14 protein-coding genes are annotated in these 15,978 nt (G+C 66.2%); 7 read left to right on the top strand and 7 right to left on the bottom strand.

The annotated features are described in order from the left end of the window. Positions 1-122 precede the first annotated feature (122 nt). Positions 123-1,316: a choice-of-anchor L domain-containing protein gene (locus BLT60_RS04980; RefSeq protein WP_090875158.1), complete on the top strand. Its 1,194-nt coding sequence runs from the start codon at positions 123-125 to the stop codon at positions 1,314-1,316. 119 nt (positions 1,317-1,435) lie between these two features. On the opposite strand, the gene BLT60_RS04975 is transcribed toward BLT60_RS04980, so the two are convergent. From BLT60_RS04975 to BLT60_RS04965, 3 genes are all read right to left on the bottom strand, one after another. Next, the gene (locus BLT60_RS04975) at positions 1,436-2,317 is read right to left on the bottom strand and encodes a VOC family protein (RefSeq protein WP_090875156.1); all 882 of its coding nucleotides are present in this window, start codon (positions 2,315-2,317) and stop codon (positions 1,436-1,438) included. Between the two features lie 41 nt (positions 2,318-2,358). Further along, on the bottom strand, positions 2,359-3,387 hold the full coding sequence (locus BLT60_RS04970) for an endonuclease/exonuclease/phosphatase family protein (RefSeq protein ID WP_090875154.1): 1,029 nt from the start codon (positions 3,385-3,387) through the stop codon (positions 2,359-2,361). A gap of 125 nt (positions 3,388-3,512) precedes the next feature. Next, on the bottom strand, positions 3,513-4,142 hold the full coding sequence (locus BLT60_RS04965; protein ID WP_090875152.1) for a YdeI/OmpD-associated family protein: 630 nt from the start codon (positions 4,140-4,142) through the stop codon (positions 3,513-3,515). 159 nt (positions 4,143-4,301) lie between these two features. On the opposite strand from BLT60_RS04965, the gene BLT60_RS04960 reads away from it, so the two are divergent. Continuing rightward, entirely contained in the window at positions 4,302-5,030 is a 729-nt protein-coding gene (locus BLT60_RS04960; protein WP_090875150.1) for an SDR family oxidoreductase, read from the top strand. A 12-nt stretch (positions 5,031-5,042) separates the two neighbouring features. On the opposite strand, the gene BLT60_RS04955 is transcribed toward BLT60_RS04960, so the two are convergent. Next, the gene (locus BLT60_RS04955) at positions 5,043-6,242 is read right to left on the bottom strand and encodes an MFS transporter (RefSeq protein WP_139167754.1); all 1,200 of its coding nucleotides are present in this window, start codon (positions 6,240-6,242) and stop codon (positions 5,043-5,045) included. Between the two features lie 206 nt (positions 6,243-6,448). On the opposite strand from BLT60_RS04955, the gene BLT60_RS04950 reads away from it, so the two are divergent. The 3 genes from BLT60_RS04950 to BLT60_RS04940 all read left to right on the top strand — a co-directional run bounded on the left by BLT60_RS04950 (position 6,449) and on the right by BLT60_RS04940 (position 8,868). Continuing rightward, complete coding sequence (locus BLT60_RS04950; RefSeq protein ID WP_090875146.1) at positions 6,449-6,700, top strand: hypothetical protein; 252 nt, start codon at positions 6,449-6,451, stop codon at positions 6,698-6,700. A gap of 270 nt (positions 6,701-6,970) precedes the next feature. Continuing rightward, a complete protein-coding gene (locus BLT60_RS04945; protein ID WP_090875145.1) occupies positions 6,971-7,516 on the top strand; it encodes a L,D-transpeptidase in 546 nt (181 codons plus the stop codon). A 326-nt stretch (positions 7,517-7,842) separates the two neighbouring features. Continuing rightward, entirely contained in the window at positions 7,843-8,868 is a 1,026-nt protein-coding gene (locus BLT60_RS04940) for a fatty acid desaturase (RefSeq protein ID WP_090875143.1), read from the top strand. A 45-nt stretch (positions 8,869-8,913) separates the two neighbouring features. On the opposite strand, the gene BLT60_RS04935 is transcribed toward BLT60_RS04940, so the two are convergent. Beyond that, positions 8,914-10,368: a sugar porter family MFS transporter gene (locus BLT60_RS04935; RefSeq protein ID WP_090875141.1), complete on the bottom strand. Its 1,455-nt coding sequence runs from the start codon at positions 10,366-10,368 to the stop codon at positions 8,914-8,916. A gap of 443 nt (positions 10,369-10,811) precedes the next feature. Between BLT60_RS04935 and BLT60_RS04930 the strand changes: the two genes are divergently transcribed. Both BLT60_RS04930 and BLT60_RS04925 read left to right on the top strand, forming a co-directional pair. Continuing rightward, positions 10,812-11,279 (top strand): Rrf2 family transcriptional regulator, encoded by a 468-nt coding sequence (locus BLT60_RS04930; protein WP_090875139.1) that lies wholly within the window; start codon positions 10,812-10,814, stop codon positions 11,277-11,279. Further along, positions 11,276-11,953 (top strand): class I SAM-dependent methyltransferase, encoded by a 678-nt coding sequence (locus BLT60_RS04925; protein ID WP_090875137.1) that lies wholly within the window; start codon positions 11,276-11,278, stop codon positions 11,951-11,953. The genes BLT60_RS04930 and BLT60_RS04925 overlap by 4 nt, the downstream gene beginning before the upstream one ends. Before the next feature lie 297 nt (positions 11,954-12,250). Here the strand turns inward: BLT60_RS04925 and BLT60_RS04920 are convergent, their stop codons facing one another. Together BLT60_RS04920 and BLT60_RS04915 are read right to left on the bottom strand one after the other, a co-directional pair. Beyond that, complete coding sequence (locus BLT60_RS04920) at positions 12,251-14,020, bottom strand: vWA domain-containing protein (protein ID WP_090875135.1); 1,770 nt, start codon at positions 14,018-14,020, stop codon at positions 12,251-12,253. Between the two features lie 283 nt (positions 14,021-14,303). Further along, on the bottom strand, positions 14,304-15,935 hold the full coding sequence (locus tag BLT60_RS04915) for a CTP synthase (protein WP_090875133.1): 1,632 nt from the start codon (positions 15,933-15,935) through the stop codon (positions 14,304-14,306). Positions 15,936-15,978 lie beyond the last annotated feature (43 nt).

The raw sequence follows: 15,978 nt of genomic DNA, 5'->3' as shown, positions 1-15,978 counted from the left end.
AACACCCGAGATCGCCTTTTTTTGGTCCGGTGTTGGGTTCCAACGCAATTCGGCGGTGCCGCTGCCATTTGGCCGATCTTGATCCATCGCCGGAACGGTGCATCAACAGGGAGGCTTGGACGATGACCAACGCGTTCACTGAATATACCGGTGGCAACGATGACTTGCTGGCGAAGGCGCTTTTTGTTTCGCCCTCCGGGATCAGCTACGTCAACGGCTCGGCAAAATATACGGGGAGGCCGCAATCATCGTCCTTCTTCGACAACCTTAACCTCGGACAAGCGGTCGTCAGCAACAAGGGAATCCTGTTGACCAGTGGCGATGGCTCGCCGGCATTGATCAATACTTCAAGTAGCTACACGCTCTCGACCGGAGAAAACGGCGATACGCAGTTGAACACGGAAGTCCAGAATGCGTTTCCGGGCGCAGGGTCGACCCGCGACGCATCGATTCTCGAATTCCAGATCATGGCCGCAGCCGGGGTCAAGTCAGTTTCGTTCGAAGTGGTGTTCGGATCGGACGAGTATCCGGAATTCTCAAGCTCCACATTCGTCGATATCGCCGCAATCTTCGTGAACGGCAAGAACGTTGCGCTGTTTGGTGGAAACGCCGACAGCCCGCTCAGTGTCCTCGACAACAACGTCGCTTACTTCCAGGACAATACGGGGGGTGGGATCACGATTGAATATGATGGTCTCAGCAAGAAGCTGAAGGTTATCGCCGAAGTCAAGCCAGGCGTGAACGACATCAAGATCGCTATCGCTGACACCGGGGATTCCCTCTACGATTCCGGTATCTTCGTCTCGAACATCAAGGGGAGTTCCCTGAGCCTTACCGGGATTGTCAACGAGGTCCTCGGGACCGAGGGAAAGGACACGCTCAAGGCGCTGAAGAACGCCGACAACATCCTGTTCGGATCCGCCGGCAAGGATAAGCTGATCGCGAATAACGGATTCGATATCCTGTTCGGCGATCAGGACGGGACCGATACCGGCCTCCTTGCGGTTTCCATATCGCGGGACAAGTTCGTTTTTGCCAAGAACAGTTCCTCTTCAAAGAAATTGAAGGACGCCGACGTTATCGGAGACTGGGACAAGAAGGACAAGATCGACATAAGCAAACTGTCAAAAACCAAATTCGATTTCATCGGAAAGAAGAAATTCCACGACGACGGCGACCCGGAAGTTCGGTACAAGACAAAAGCCAAGAAGGATTTTACCGCCGTTTACGTCGACAAGAACGGCGACGGCAAGACTGATCTGGCGATCAAACTTGATGGGATCCACACGCTTCACGACAACGATTTCGTTCTCTGACCGGACGCGTTGACAATACACGGACGTGGCGGCGTGGCGGTTGGTCCGCCACGTCCGGCCTCAATGAAGCAAGGGTTTGTCTCGCCTGACCCAAGGGAGCGGGCACTGCGCCCCCGGGGCTACTCTGCCTCGCTGAACGCCACCGCCACGCCGCAGGCCTCGCTCGCCGGCACGACGACCCGGCCGAGCAATTCGCTGAACGCGACGCCATTCTCGCCGAGCACCGCCCGCACCCGGTCGAGACTCGGCACGGCGACCCGCAGCGCAACGAAACGAGGATTGGGGTCCCGTTCGATTGCCTCGCCGAAGAAGCCGCGCACGCCGACCGGCGACATCAGTTCGAGCTTGCCGCCGCCGAGGTCGAAGGTAACGGTCAGGCTGTCCGAACGCATGTCGTGCTGGCCCGTGAAGTAATAGAAGAACTCATGGAAATCCGCCGGGTCGCGGGCGACCATCGTCACCGCCTCGATCCGCGATGCGCCATTGGCGTGGGTCTGGTAGACCGGCGACCAGAAATTCTCCGGCCGCTCGTTGTGGCAGGTGAAGAACATCGCGTCGCGGATGCGGGCGTTGCGGGTGAAGGTCAGCGCGAAGGCAAGGTCCCGCTCCGCCCCGTCCGGCCCACGCCCCGTCCGCTCGAAGCGGAACGGCGCGAAGACCGGCAGGCCATGGCGGGCGAAATCGGCGCGGTCGGCGGCCGGATCGTCGCTCCTGAGCGCCAGCATTGACAGCCCCTCGCGGTCGTCGAGATAGTTCATGTTGAAGCCGACAAAGACCTCCTCCTCCGGCTTGGTCGTCGCCGCCTCGTCGGCCACGGCCAGCAGTTCGAGGAACCCGCCATTGAGCTGGACCAGCGAATTCACCGTGCCGAACGGGTGGCGGGCTTCCGGGGTCAGCGTGAAGCCGAGCCGGTCATAGACGGCGCGCGCCGCATCGAGGTCGTGGACGGCGATGACCAGATGGTCGATCGGGCGAATCGGAGAGAGGGCTTGTTTCGACATTTTCCAATCTAACCACCTTCGGCGGCAGATTTCGACGGGCGTCAGGCCGGCAGGCGGAATTCGACCCAGAGCGGGTTATGGTCGGAGATGCGGGCGGCGAAACTCCCCTTGGTCAGGCCGACATCGGTCAACAGCCGTCCCCAGATCTCGCAGATCCCGCCGCCGGCCAGTTCGAGGTCCATCAGCTTCGACTTGCCCTTGGAGAACCAGGCGATCTGGTCGTGATAACTCGACCCCGTCGGGTTGTCGTTGCGGCCGTAGATCGTCCGCGGATGGGCCTGCAGGACAAAGGGCACCTCGAGCCCGGTCTCGACGAAGGCGTCGTAGAGCTTGTTGCCGACCCGGTCGAGGTTGAAGTCGCCAAGGACGAGAAAATTGTGGTGCCAGCGATTGGCGTCGGCCGCCCAGTCCTGCATCCACTTGGCGATGCCGCGCAGTTCCGGCAGCCGCTCGGTATCCTCGTTGCCGAAGTCGATATGGGTGGTGACGAGGATGAAGGTCGTGTCCGGCGTTGCGAAGCTCACCGCATAGAGATTGCGGGCGAACTGCTTCTTGAACGCCCCTTCGGTGAAGCCGAATTCCTCCGCCTCGTCCGGGATGACGAGTTCGCAGGCGAGCCCCGACAGCGAAACGCGGCTGGTATCGAAAATGAAGGCGATCCGCTCGTGGTTGCCGCCAGCCCCGGCGGCGACATCGGTCATCAGGAAGCTCCAGTTCGGGCCGAGCACCTTCATCGCATAGCGCAGCGCCCGCAGGTCGCCACCCACCTCCTGCAGCGCCACCACATCGAAGCGCGAGATCACCTCGGTCATTGCCCAGAGGCAGCGGTAGTCGCGCTTCGGGCTCACCCTGGTCTTCTTGGGAAGGCTCCATTTCTTGGTCAGCGAATTGAAGTGGCAGGCGTTCCAGGTGGCGATCAGCAGGTTGCGATCGACCACCCGCTTCGGCGGCACGGTGGCGTCGAGATAGTCCGCATAGGCGGCCATCTCGTCGATCACCGCCTGCGGCAGCGGACCGTCATCGGGGAGGTTGTCGGGATCGGCGAACAGGACGTCGAGCGGCGTCGGCATCGAAGGGCCTCCTCGGGCAATCGTGGCGACTACGCCCGATTGGTACCATCGCCCCCGGGTCGGTTCCACCCGCTTCCTTCCCTGCACCGCAGAACTTGCCGAACCGATCCGCCCGGTCGCATCGTCTACCGCCCTGTCCTTTTGCCTGGCTTTCCCCGCTTGCCGCCCTGCGGGTAAATCGTCTCGCCACGCTTCAGCATTTCGAGAAAGGCGGCGATGCGCTTCTTCCGGCCGGCCTCGGTCTTCAGGTTGTGCACACGGAAAGCCAGCGCGAAGCGGTTCTGGGCGCTCAGCGTCGCCAGCATCGCCTTCGCTTCCGGCACCGCATCGATCGCGGCTTGCAGGTCGTCGGGGATCGTCATCTCAGCGGCGCCGCCATAGGCCCGGTCCCAGCGCCCGTCGGCCTTGGCCGCCGCGACGTGCCGTTGCCCGTGCTCGGTCATCCGGCCCTCCTCGACCAGCCGCGCGACGTTGTCGACGTTGATCTTGCTCCACACGCTCTTGCGCCCGCGCGGCGTGTAGCGCTGAAGGTAGCTCCTGTCGTCGAAGCGCTTGCGCACCGCGTCGATCCATCCCCAGCACAGCGCAGCGTCGATCGCCTCCTTCGGCGTGATCGACGGCAGCCCGGACCCGACCTTGTGGAGCTTGATCCACACCTCGTCGGCGGTGTCATGGTTCGCGGCAAGCCACGCGTAGAAGCTCGCGGCGTCCGCGAATTCACGGACCTTGTCGGGATCGACGACGATCGGTGCCATCAGGCGGGCTTCCGGACTTGTCTTGCGATGAATGTTTCGGCGGTCATGTTGCGTCCGGGCGGCTGCCGGGAGATGGTGCGGCAACAACAATAGTGTCCAGGCTGCGTCGTTGCGATCCTCGACGACGCGGAATGGCCGGAAAATCGGGCGGAGACAAGAATGACCAACGATTTCAAGGGCAAGGTGATGATCGTCACCGGGGCGAGTTCCGGCATCGGGCGCGCCGTAGCGCGGCAGTTCGCCGGGCTCGGCGCGCAGCTCGTGCTGACCGCCCGCTCGACCGACAAGCTCGAGGCGCTGGCCGGCGAGATCGGCGGCGGCGCGTTCGTCATTCCCGCCGACATGACGAAACCTGCCGAGGTCGACGCCATCGCCGCCCGCACGCTCGACCGCTTCGGCCGCGTCGATATCCTCTTCGCCAATGCCGGCACCTACATCTCCGGCGAGATCGTCGAGGACAATCCCGACGACTGGGACGCGATGATCCTGCTCAACGTCAACAGCGTCTTCCGCCTCGTGCGCGGCGTGCTGCCGGCGATGATCGAGGCCCGCAGCGGCGACGTCGTCGTTACCAGTTCGATCTCCGGCCACCAGGCGATTCACTGGGAGCCGATCTACAGCGCAACCAAGCACGCGGTGCAGAGCTTCGTCCACGGCGTCCGCCGCCAGGTCGCACCGCATAATGTGCGGATCGGCTCGCTGGCGCCGGGCATGGTGCTCAACGAGCTCTGGGGCCTGACCGACCCGGCCGAGATCGAGGCGCGCGTCGCCGCCCATACCGGCCTGCGCAGCGAGGATGTCGCCGACGCCCTGCACTTCATGCTGAGCCGTCCGCCGAATGCCACGGTCCGCGACCTCGTCCTGTTGCCGCAGAACCAGGACCTCTGAGGCGCCGCTCCGCTACCCGCCGGTCCCGGCCTGCCCGGCGGCGACTGCCGATCCCGCCGCGCCCCGCCGTTCGAGGCTCCAGGACAGCAGCGCGACGACCAGCGTGATGGCCAGGAATCCGGCGCTGATCCATGGCAGTTCGGCATAGTCCCAGCCGAAGGTCAGCGCCATGCCACCAAGCCAGGCGCCGGCCGCGATGCCGATATTGAAAGCCGTCGAGATCAGCGTCGAGGCCAGGTTCGGCGCGTCGCTGGCGGCGGTCAGGATGCGGGTCTGCACCGGCGCGGCAAACGAGAATCCGACCAGCGCCCAGAAGAAGAAGACAATGGTCATCGCCACCGGATCGTGGACCGCGAGCAGCCCCGCAAGGTAGAGCGCCAGCCCGAGCGTGAAGATCACCACCAGCGCCGGCATCGGCTTCCAGTCGCCGAGCCGCCCGCCGATCAGGTTGCCGAAGATGCCGCCGACGCCCGAGATGAACAGTAGCCACGGCACGTTGGCCGTCGAGATGCCGGTGACCTCGGTCAGGATCGGCACGATGTAGGAGAAGGGCACGAAGAAGGCGGTCATCGCCAGCGCGATCATCGCATAGGACAGCAAGACCACCGGCCGGCCGAGAACCCGCACCTCCGACCACAGGCTGGCCTGCTTCGGCTCGCCCTCCGGCGCGCTTTTCGGCAGCAGCACGGCCAGCGCCCCCGTCGCCACGATGCCGAGCGCGGCAATTGCCCAGAAGCTCATCTGCCAGCCGAAACGGTAGCCGATCGCGGCGCCGGCCGGCGCGCCCAGCACGTTGGCGACGGTGATGCCGGCGATGACAATCGACACCGCCGTCGACTGGCGCCCGCGCGGCACAAGTCGCGTCGCGACGACCATCGCGGTGCCGAAGAACAGCCCGTGGGCGCAGGCGACCACCAGCCGCGCGCCGAGCAGCAGCCAGTAGTCGGTTGCCAGCGCGCAAAGCATGTTGCCGAAGATGAAGGTGACCATCAGCGCCAGCAGCAGCGGCCGCCGCGGCACCGATCCGGTGAAGATGGCGAGCAACGGCCCGCCGATCGCCACGCCGATCGCATAGCCGGTGATCAGCAGCCCGGCCGTCGGGATGTCGACGCCGAGGTCGGCGGCGAGCGCCGGGAGCAGCCCGGCAACGATAAATTCGGCGGTTCCGACGGCGAAAGCTGCCAGAAACAGCCCGATCAATGGCAATGACATGTCGCGCCCTGCTTCGCCGGGCGCTTCACCCACGAGTCGCCGGCCACGCGGTCTCTATCACACTCCCCGAAGCGCTGCCTGTGACGTCCTTCTCTGCCCGCCGGTGACTTGAACGCTGCCACCCGCCCGTCGCAATTTCGATCGATTTCGCCCGCAGCATGACCGCCCCGGACCGAAAGGCGGATCAGGGAAGGAGACTCAAAAAAATGCTCAGGAACATCATGTTGGTCGCCGGTTTCACCGTGGCGATGACGGCGCCCGGCTTCGCGGCCGAATGGTTCGTCATTCGCGGCGCCGACGGCTGCTTCGTCACCGATCAGAAAAGCGCGGGCGAGGACGCGGTCAGCAAGGGCTACGCCAGCGAGGCGGAAGCCACCGAGGAGATGAAGGCGATCGCCGCCTGCGATGAAGCCAACACCAACCTCGACCCGGACGAGGATCGCGACACCGGCCAGTAGCCGACGGTCCCACCGCCGGCCCGCGACGGGGTCGGCGGTGGACGACGCCGCCGCACCGCGCCGCACCGGCCGACCGGCCGCGGCGCCGGCCCAATGCCCGCGATGTTGACCGCTTCCGGGGATTGGGAGACACTCGCGCCTTCGCGTGCTGCACTGCAGCGCCATCGTCCGCCGTTCCCCGCGCCTCGGGGCGAAGCGGCCCAATGGCTGTCGTCGCCCGCCGCCAGGCCGGACTTACGGGACAGGCCTCGAAACCGGGATTCGTGAACCATGCTCAATCGCCGAAGCCTCCTGTCCGGTGCGACCGCCCTACTCCTGGCAAAGCCCACCGTCGCGGCCGCGCTCGACTCGCAATTCGAGCGACAGGGCGTGCGCTATACGGATTATCCGGGCGGCACCATCGTCGTCGATCCGCGCAACTTCTTTCTCTACTACGTCACCGCGAACAGTACTGCGATCCGCTACGGCGTCGGCGTCGGCCAGGAGGGTCTCGGCTTCACCGGCACGGCGATCGTCGGCCGCAAGGCGGAATGGCCGCGCTGGCGTCCGAGCGCCAACATGATCAAGCGCAACCCCGATCGCTTCGCCGGCCTCGCCAAGGGCATCCGCGGCGGCCCCGGCAACCCGCTCGGCGCCCGCGCCCTCTACCTCTATCGCGACGGCAAGGACACCCGCTACCGCATCCACGGCACCAACGAGCCCGACTCGATCGGCCAGGCGGCCTCCAACGGCTGCATCCGCATGACCAACGAGCAGGTCATCGACCTCTACGGCCGCGTCAAGGTCGGCGCCCCGGTGGTGGTCCTCCCGGCGTGACGCACACGGATCGCCGGCCTGACCCGGCGACGACGTCCGTCGGGCGCCGCGAGCTTGCCGGCGTGACGTAGCCGTCCGGCAAGTAAAACCGCAGAAACAATCGGCCGCACTTGTAATATTTTTCAGGTTTATTATTTGAGTGTTCTGCGATTATTCACGGCCGCAGATTATTCATGGCCGCAGCGGTTACATGAAACCTGCCTTGTTCCGGAGCTTCCGCGCTCACCGTGAACTCAGCCGCCCCATCGGCCAGTCGTGAAACCAACCGGGACTCCCGTGGTCCATCAGCGATGGTCGGCCGCGCACGCGAGCGAGGCGCCACGACAATGCAGGACATTCTGACCGATCCGTCGAAGAGCAAGCCCCGCGCCCTCAACGCCATCCTCGCGGGCTACCGCGTCCCGACCGTGTCCCGCAGCGTCGTCGAACTTCTGATCACCGTTATGGGTTTCGTCGTGTTCTGGGTGCTGATGGTCGCGGCGCTTCAGGTCCACTACGCACTCGTCCTCCTCCTCGCCATTCCGACCGCCTGCTTCATGATGCGCCTGTTCATGATCCAGCACGACTGCGGCCATGGCGCCCTGTTTCCCGGCCGCCGGGCGAACGACTGGGTCGGGCGGAGTCTCGGCGTGGTGACATTGACCCCATACGGCCTGTGGCTGCGCACCCATGCGGCTCACCACGCCAATGCCGGCAATCTCGATCATCGCGGCATGGGCGACATCACCACTCTCACCACGGATGAGTATGCCGCGCTTGGCCCGGTCCGTCGGGCCCTCTATCGGCTTTATCGAAGCCCGATCGTCATGTTCGGCGTGATCCCGACCTATCTTTTCGTCTTTCATTACCGTTTGCCTTTCGGACTCATGAAGGCCGGCCGGCAGCCCTGGTTGAGCACGATGGGCACCAACGCCGCGATCGTCATCGTCGTCGGCGGCCTCATGGCGGTGATGGGCGTCGGCCCCTTCCTTCTCGTCGAAGGACCGGTCATTTTCGTCAGCGCGACGCTCGCAGTCTGGTTCTTCTACGTCCAGCACCAGTTCGAGGACACCTTGTGGACGCATGACGGCGAATGGAGCTTCCACGAGGCGGCCCTCAACGGCAGTTCGCACTACGACCTGCCGCGGGTCCTCGCTTGGTTCACCGGCAATATCGGCGTCCACCATGTCCACCACCTGGCCAGCCGCATTCCGTTCTACCGCCTGCCCGAGGTCCTCCGCGACCACCCGACGCTGGCCGGCGTCGGCCGCCTCACCTTCCTGCAGAGCCTGCGCTGCGCAACCCTCGCCCTTTGGGACGAGAAGGCCCGAAAGCTCGTCTCGTTCAAGGACCGGCTCGCCGTCACGCCTTGACCGCATCGCGCTTCGTCGACGGGCGGCGGCGGGCGCTTCCCACCTTTAGTTGGTTGGCGCCGCGTCTGCGCCTCCCTCGACGCGACCCAGCCACATCTGCTGGATCTGGTCGAGGGTCTTGCCCTTGGTCTCCGGCAGCAGGAACCAGACGAAGGCGAAGCTGACCACGCACATGGCGGCAAACAGGTAGAAGGTCGGCCCTTCGCCGATCCACGTGGTGAGGCTGAGGAAGAACTGGGCGACGATCCAGGCCGCCCCCCAGTTGGCGGCGGTGGCGACGGCGACGCCGCGGCCCCGCACGGTGCTCGGGTAGATCTCGTTGATCACCGTCCAGACCACCGGGCCGAGCGAGAAGGCGAAGCTGCCGATGAACACCATCATCGCCACCAGCAGCACGATCGCCGTCGTCGTCGGCTGGCCGGCCGCCGTGGCGTTGGCCACCGCCCCGTCGTCGAGCCACTGGAAGCTGGCGCCCATCGCCACCAGCGAAATGCCCATGCCGACAAGGCCCCATAGCAGCAGCGGCCGGCGTCCCAGCCGGTCGACGAAGGCGACTGCGACGAAGGTCAGGAGCACGTTGACCGCGCCGATCGACCCGGTCGTTGCCGTCAGTTGCGCCGCGGCGCTCTGGAATCCCGCGGCGGCGAATATCCGGTCGGCGTAATAGATCACCGCGTTGATGCCGGTGAGCTGCTGGAGGATGGCGAGTCCGACGCCCAGCATTAGGGGCTTGCGCCAGTTCCGGGTGAACACCTCGCCCCAGGAGACCTGTTTCGTCCCGAGGCCATCGGTGATGGCGCGCAGGTCCGCGTCGACATCCGCATGCGGGCGCATGTCGTGGACCGTCTTCGCCGCCTCCTTCCGCCGTCCTTCCTTTATGTACCAGACCGGCGAGTCCGGCAGGGGGAACATCGCCACCGCCAGCAGGATCCCCGGGACGATCGACAGGCCGAGCATCAGCCGCCAGGAGAAGTCGGCGGCGGCAAGCTCCTGCGTCCCGAGATAGGCGACGAAGATGCCCAGCGTGATCGCCAGCTGGTACATCGAGACGAAGGCGCCGCGCAGCCGGGGCGGCGCCATCTCCGAGGCATAGAGCGGCGCCGCCACCGAGGCGACGCCGACGCCGAAGCCGACCACCAGACGCCCGACAAGCAGCACCCAGGACCCCGGCGCCGCGGCCTCGATCACCGCCCCGCCGGCGAACAGCACCGCCGCCAGGATGATCGTTTGCCGCCGCCCGAGTTCGTCGGCCAGCGTCCCGGCGACGAGCGCCCCCGCCAGCGCGCCGAGCGTCACCCAGCTGGTGATGATCTCGATGACCAGAGTGCTCGGATGAAAGTCCTTTTCGATGCCCGCCAGCGCCCCGGCGATGATGCCCTGGTCGTAGCCGAACAGAAGCCCGGCCAGCATCGCCACGGCCGCGATGCCGACAAGCCACTTCGTCACCCGCCCGGTCGCCGCGGCTTCGGGAGCCGCGGGTGCGCCTGTGCCCTTGGACATTGGTCTCTCCCCCACCCGATCATGGCCGAGTCCCCGTCCGGCGTCGATGGCGGTGGTGTGCCACCGGCAGCGCGGGCACTGGCCGCGGGGCGCCCTCCACCTTCAGGCCCGGGCATGACGCTGGCGTGTGGGACTGACCGCGCGTCCCCGGTGGGTCCATCAGCCTGTCGCGGGTTCGTCAACGGGGCCGTCCGCCCACCGTCCCGCCGTCCCCCCTCACCGTCATGGCCGGGCCTGTCCCGGCCATCCACGCCATGACCCTGCGGTTCAAACCAACCCGACGAGCGACCGGCAAACGCACTGGCATGGATGCCCCGGGTCAAGCCCGGGCTTGACGCTGGCGTTGGTGAAGGAAAGCCCGCGGAGCAGCCCGCCCGGCGCCACTCCTGCCCATCGCGGCTCCCCGCTTGACACATTTCCTCTCATGCATCATTGAATGTTACATGAAATCCGATCATCGCCTGTCGGACGTGCTCCACGTCCTTCTCCACATGGCCCACCAGTCGGGTCCGGTCACCTCCGCGGGCCTGGCGAAGGTGCTTCGTACCAACCCTGCGGTCGTTCGCCGGACCATGGCTGGCCTGCGCGAGCACGGATACGTCCGCTCCGGCAAGGGCCATGGCGGCGGCTGGACGCTGTCCTGCGATCTCTCCGAGGTGACGATGCGCAACATCTACGTGGCGCTCGGCAGTCCGACCCTGTTCGCGATCGGCAACCGGTCCGACGCCCCGGACTGCCTGGTCGAGAAGGCCGTCAACGCGCGTCTGGACCGGACTGTGCGTGCGGCCGAGGACCTGCTTGTCGACCGGCTGGGCGCGATCACCCTCGCCGATCTCGCCGCGGACCTGCCCACGTCCGGCCGTCGTCCCGGCGCGCTCGACGATGCAAGCCTTCACGGCGGCGCCGTATGAACCCGCACGCCTTCGACACCGCCTCGGCCCGTTCCTATGCGGAAGGCCCGCCGCGACAGGTCCCGGGCTATGCCAGCCTGCACCGCATGGTGTCGCTGCTCCTCGCCGAGCGCACTCCGTCGGACGGCCGCGTGCTTGTCCTCGGAGCCGGCGGCGGACAGGAACTGAAGGCGCTGGCGGAGGCTCATTCGGGATGGTTATTCGACGGCGTCGACCCGTCCGTCGACATGCTTCGCCTCGCCGATGAGGTGGCGGCGCCGCATCGCGAACGCATCCGACTCCATGAAGGCACCATAGACGCCGCTCCGGCCGGCCCCTTCGACGCCGCCACGTCGATCCTCACTTTCCATTTCATCCCGGCCGATGAGCGCCTCGCTACCTTGCGGCACCTCCACCGCCGCCTGAAGACCGGCGCCCCGCTCGTCCTTGTCCACCTGAGCTTCCCGCAGACCGAGCCCGATCGGTCGACATGGATCGCCCGCCACGTCGCCTTCGGCCTGTCGAACGGCACCGACCCCGCCCACGCCGAAAGCGCCCGCCAGGCAATCGCAAGCCGGCTCACCATCCTCTCCCCCGAGGACGAGGTCGCGATGCTCGGCCAGGCGGGATTCCCGGTTGCCAGCCTCTTCTACGCAGGTTTGAGCCTCAGGGGCTGGGTCGCCTACGCCGGCTAACCCCGGCGGGCTGCGGCGCGCCGCCAATCTGAAACATGCACGAAGCCACCTCACGGTGCTCGCTCCACCGCCCATCATGGACGTTCGCCCGCGCTCCTCCCGTCCGCCTCCCCTCACCGTCATGGCCGGGCTTGCCTCGGCCATCCACGCCATGGCCATGCGGTTCGGTCCAACCCGATGAGCGGCCGGCAAACGCACTGGCATGGATGCCCGGGTCAAGCCCGGGCATGACGCTGTGATGGAGGCGGCGGTGGTGCACCCGCCTCGCCGAAGGCAGTTGCTCGGCAAACGCGCCCCCTACTCGTTCACCGACTTCGCCCGGTCCGCCGCCCGCACCAGCTGGACGAACTCCGCCCTGATCCCGAACGGGTCCTGCCCACGCGCGCCTTGTGCGAGGTCGCCGATCGCCGTCCAGTCGAAGGACCGGTCCATCCACGGGTCGCCGCGGAGTTTCTGGCCATAGGCGGCGACGGCAAGCGCCCAGCGGGTCGCTTCCGGGGCTTCCGCAAGTGCTGCCGGCCGGTCGGCGTCGGCGATCGGCTGTTCGATCAGTTCCGAGGTGTCGGCGCCCGGCAGCTTGTAGCGGACCTTGACGTAGGCGAGTTCCGCGTCCGGCTCGTAGCTGACCTTTTTCGGCGCGTCCTCGTAGCGCAGCGGGTCGACCGACAGCTTGCCGCCGGCCGGCGTGATCTCGTAGAGCGCTGTAACAGAAGCCCCTGCGCCGACCTCGCCGGCGTCGACCTGGTCGTTGTTGAAGTCCTCGCGGTTGAGCAGCCGGGTCTCGTAGCCGATCAAGCGGTATTCGGCGACGCGGTCGGGATTGAACTCGACCTGGATCTTGACGTCGTCGGCGATCGGGAAGAGCGAGCCTGAGAAGTCGTCGCGGAAGAGCTTGCGGGCCTCCTGCAGCGTGTCGATATAGGCGGCCGTGCCGTTGCCGGTCTGCGACAGGGTCTGCATCATCACGTCGTTGTAGTTGCCGCGGCCGAAGCCGTAGACCGAGAGGTAGACACCGGTGTCGCGCTTCTCGGCGACGAAGTCCTCGAGCTTCTCGGGATCGGCGATGCCGACGTTGAAGTCGCCGTCGGTCATCAGGATGACGCGGGTGACCGAATCCTTCTGGTGCGACTGCTCGGCCATCTGATAGGCCAGCGCCAGCCCCTCGCCGCCGGCGGTCGAGCCGCCGGCCCGCATCGCGTCGACGGCGCAGCGGATCTTGAGTTTCTGGTCGCCGGGCGTCGGCTGGAGCACGGCGCCGGCCGCCCCCGCATAGACGGCGATCGAGACGTGATCCTCCGGCCGCAATTCGTCGATCAGCAGGTTCAGCGCCTTCTGGACCAGCGGCAGCTTGGTCGGGTCGTTCATCGAGCCCGAGACGTCCATCAGGAAGACGAGATTGAGCGGCGGCCGGTTGTCTTCGGCGAGGTCGTAGCCCTGCAGGCCGATATGGACGATCTCCTTGCCGTCCGCCCAGGGCGACGGCACCACCGAGGTGTGGATGGCAAACGGCACGGCCGGGTCGGTCGGCGGCGCGTAGCCGTAGTCGAAATAGTTGACCATCTCCTCGACCCGCACCGCGTCGCGTGGCGGCAGCGTGCCGTCGTTGAGGAAGCGGCGGACATTGGCATAGGAGGCGGTGTCGACGTCGATCGAGAAGGTCGAGACCGGCTCGGCATCGACCTGCTTGATCGGGTTGGACGTCGCGTCGGGATATTTCTCCGTGTCGTAAGGCAGTTCGCCGCCGATCGCGTCGGCGGCCGCGACCGCGCCACCCACCGGCGCCATCGCCTCCATCTCCATCGTCGGCGCGGGTGACGGCGCAAGCGGCGCGACGGACGACCGGACCCTCTTCTGGAAAAGACCCTGGATCTTCCCGGTCGCACCGTCCTCGTCGGCGCGTTGCTGCGGGAAGCCGAGCTCGGCGCAGGTCGCCGCCGTCGGCAGGCCATCGTGCTGCGGCCTGACCCGATCGGCGGCGGTGACCCTTGCCGCGGTCAGCGCGGTCGCGGACAGGAGCAGCGAAAGGGCGAGAATCGTTTTTGTCTGAGCGGGGAGCTGGCGTCGCATGGTGATCAATCCCTCCGGTGTGCCCCCCGGCACGACGCGGAACGTGACCCGCCAATCCGGCGGGAACTGGGCCGGAAAATGATCAGCCGAAGGCAACCGAAAGCTGTGGCGGTTGGGACACGGTTTGCGACGGCAGCGAGACAGCGTCTCGATGGGGCGCGGCTGATTCAGCCCGTCCCGTGCCGTGATTCGCCGCCGCCCTCGCCTGCCGCGCAGCGTTTCTGACACCGCCCGTGGCCGTCCGAACGCGTCTCCGGGGCAGCCCGGGACACCGCCGACGTTCCTAGACCAGCCGGGATTTCTCCAGCGCCGCGGCGATGAAAGAGGCGAAGAGCGGATGCGGCGCGAATGGCCGCGACTTCAGCTCCGGATGGAACTGAACGCCGATGAACCAGGGGTGGTCGGCGTATTCGATGGTCTCCGGCAGCACCCCGTCCGGCGACAGGCCGGCGAAGCAAAGCCCTTTTTCTTCAAGGGGTTCGCGGTAGGCGATGTTGATCTCGTAGCGGTGCCGATGGCGCTCGGTGATCTCCGTGGCGCCATAGATCTCGGCGATCCGCGACCCCGGCCGCAGGGTCGCCGGATAGGTCCCGAGCCGCATGGTGCCGCCGAGATCGCTGTCGTCGCCACGCTTTTCGAGCTGGTTGCCGCGCACCCATTCGGTCATCAACCCGACGATCGGCTCCGGCGTCGGCCCGAACTCGCTCGAACTGGCGTCTGTCAGACCGGCGACATTGCGGGCGGCCTCGACCATTGCCAGCTGCATGCCGAAGCATATGCCGAGAAAGGGTAATTTCCGCTCGCGGGCAAACCGCGTCGCCGCGATCATGCCTTCCGAACCACGCTTGCCAAAGCCGCCTGGTACAAGGATTCCGTCGACATCCTCAAGCCGGCGGAGCATGGCGCCGTCCTCCTCCAGGGTCTCGGACTCGATCCAGTCAATGTTGACCTTGACCGTGTTGGCGATGCCGCCGTGGTGGAGCGCCTGGACCAGCGATTTGTAGGCGTCCTGGAGGCCCGTATACTTGCCGACGATGGCGATGGTGACCTCGCCCTCGTGCTCCCGCAGGGCCCGGCCGATATCGTGCCAGCGCGTCAGTTCCGGCATCGGCGCGTCGGTGATCCCGAACGCCGCCAGGACCTCGTCGTCGAGGCCTTCCGAGTGATAGGCGATCGGCACGTCGTAGATGTCGGCGACGTCAAGCGCCTGGATGACGGCGCTCGGGCGAACGTTGCAGAACAGCGAGAGCTTGCGCCGTTCCTCGCTCGGGATCGGCCGGTCGGCGCGGACCAACAGGATGTCCGGCTGGATACCGATTTCGCGCAGGTCGCGGACCGAGTGCTGGGTCGGCTTGGTCTTCAATTCGCCGGCAGAGGCGATCCACGGCATCAGGGTCAGGTGGATATAGACGGCATGGCCGCGCGGCAGATCGTTGCCAAGCTGGCGGATCGCCTCGAAGAACGGCAGTCCCTCGATATCGCCCACCGTCCCGCCGATCTCGCAAAGAACGAAATCCTCGTCCTCGTTGCCGTCGAGGACGAACTGCTTGATCGCGTCGGTGACGTGGGGAATCACCTGGACGGTGGCGCCGAGATAATCGCCGCGGCGCTCCTTGGTGATGATGTTCTGGTAGATGCGGCCGGTGGTGATGTTGTCGGCCTGCGTCGCCGGCCGGCCGGTGAACCGCTCGTAGTGGCCGAGGTCGAGATCGGTCTCGGCCCCGTCGTCGGTGACGAAGACCTCGCCGTGCTGATACGGGCTCATCGTCCCGGGATCGACGTTCAGATAGGGGTCGAGCTTGCGCAGCCGCACCTTGTAGCCGCGCGCCTGCAGGAGCGCGGCCAGGGCCGCCGAAGCGATACCTTTGCCGAGGGATGAGACCACGCCGCCGGTGATGAAAACGTACCGCGCCATGGGCGACTACCCTAATCGGTCAGGGGCTGATTCGCAGAGTCGA

The sequence above is a fragment of the Bauldia litoralis genome (assembly GCF_900104485.1).
GTDB lineage: Bacteria > Pseudomonadota > Alphaproteobacteria > Rhizobiales > Kaistiaceae > Bauldia > Bauldia litoralis.
The sequence above is the reverse complement of the archived record's forward strand: the minus strand, read 5'-3'. Positions and strand labels throughout refer to the sequence as shown.

Excerpts from the sequence above, each read along its gene's own strand:
- BLT60_RS04955 (WP_139167754.1), bottom strand. The coding sequence starts at position 6,242 with ATGTCATTGCCATTGATCGGGCTGTTTCTGGCAGCTTTCGCCGTCGGA.
- BLT60_RS04935 (WP_090875141.1), bottom strand. The coding sequence starts at position 10,368 with ATGTCCAAGGGCACAGGCGCACCCGCGGCTCCCGAAGCCGCGGCGACC.
- BLT60_RS04920 (WP_090875135.1), bottom strand. The coding sequence starts at position 14,020 with ATGCGACGCCAGCTCCCCGCTCAGACAAAAACGATTCTCGCCCTTTCG.
- BLT60_RS04925 (WP_090875137.1), top strand. The coding sequence starts at position 11,276 with ATGAACCCGCACGCCTTCGACACCGCCTCGGCCCGTTCCTATGCGGAA.
- BLT60_RS04965 (WP_090875152.1), bottom strand. The coding sequence starts at position 4,142 with ATGGCACCGATCGTCGTCGATCCCGACAAGGTCCGTGAATTCGCGGAC.
- BLT60_RS04960 (WP_090875150.1), top strand. The coding sequence starts at position 4,302 with ATGACCAACGATTTCAAGGGCAAGGTGATGATCGTCACCGGGGCGAGT.
- BLT60_RS04970 (WP_090875154.1), bottom strand. The coding sequence starts at position 3,387 with ATGCCGACGCCGCTCGACGTCCTGTTCGCCGATCCCGACAACCTCCCC.
- BLT60_RS04945 (WP_090875145.1), top strand. The coding sequence starts at position 6,971 with ATGCTCAATCGCCGAAGCCTCCTGTCCGGTGCGACCGCCCTACTCCTG.
- BLT60_RS04975 (WP_090875156.1), bottom strand. The coding sequence starts at position 2,317 with ATGTCGAAACAAGCCCTCTCTCCGATTCGCCCGATCGACCATCTGGTC.
- BLT60_RS04940 (WP_090875143.1), top strand. The coding sequence starts at position 7,843 with ATGCAGGACATTCTGACCGATCCGTCGAAGAGCAAGCCCCGCGCCCTC.
- BLT60_RS04915 (WP_090875133.1), bottom strand. The coding sequence starts at position 15,935 with ATGGCGCGGTACGTTTTCATCACCGGCGGCGTGGTCTCATCCCTCGGC.
- BLT60_RS04980 (WP_090875158.1), top strand. The coding sequence starts at position 123 with ATGACCAACGCGTTCACTGAATATACCGGTGGCAACGATGACTTGCTG.
- BLT60_RS04950 (WP_090875146.1), top strand. The coding sequence starts at position 6,449 with ATGCTCAGGAACATCATGTTGGTCGCCGGTTTCACCGTGGCGATGACG.
- BLT60_RS04930 (WP_090875139.1), top strand. The coding sequence starts at position 10,812 with ATGAAATCCGATCATCGCCTGTCGGACGTGCTCCACGTCCTTCTCCAC.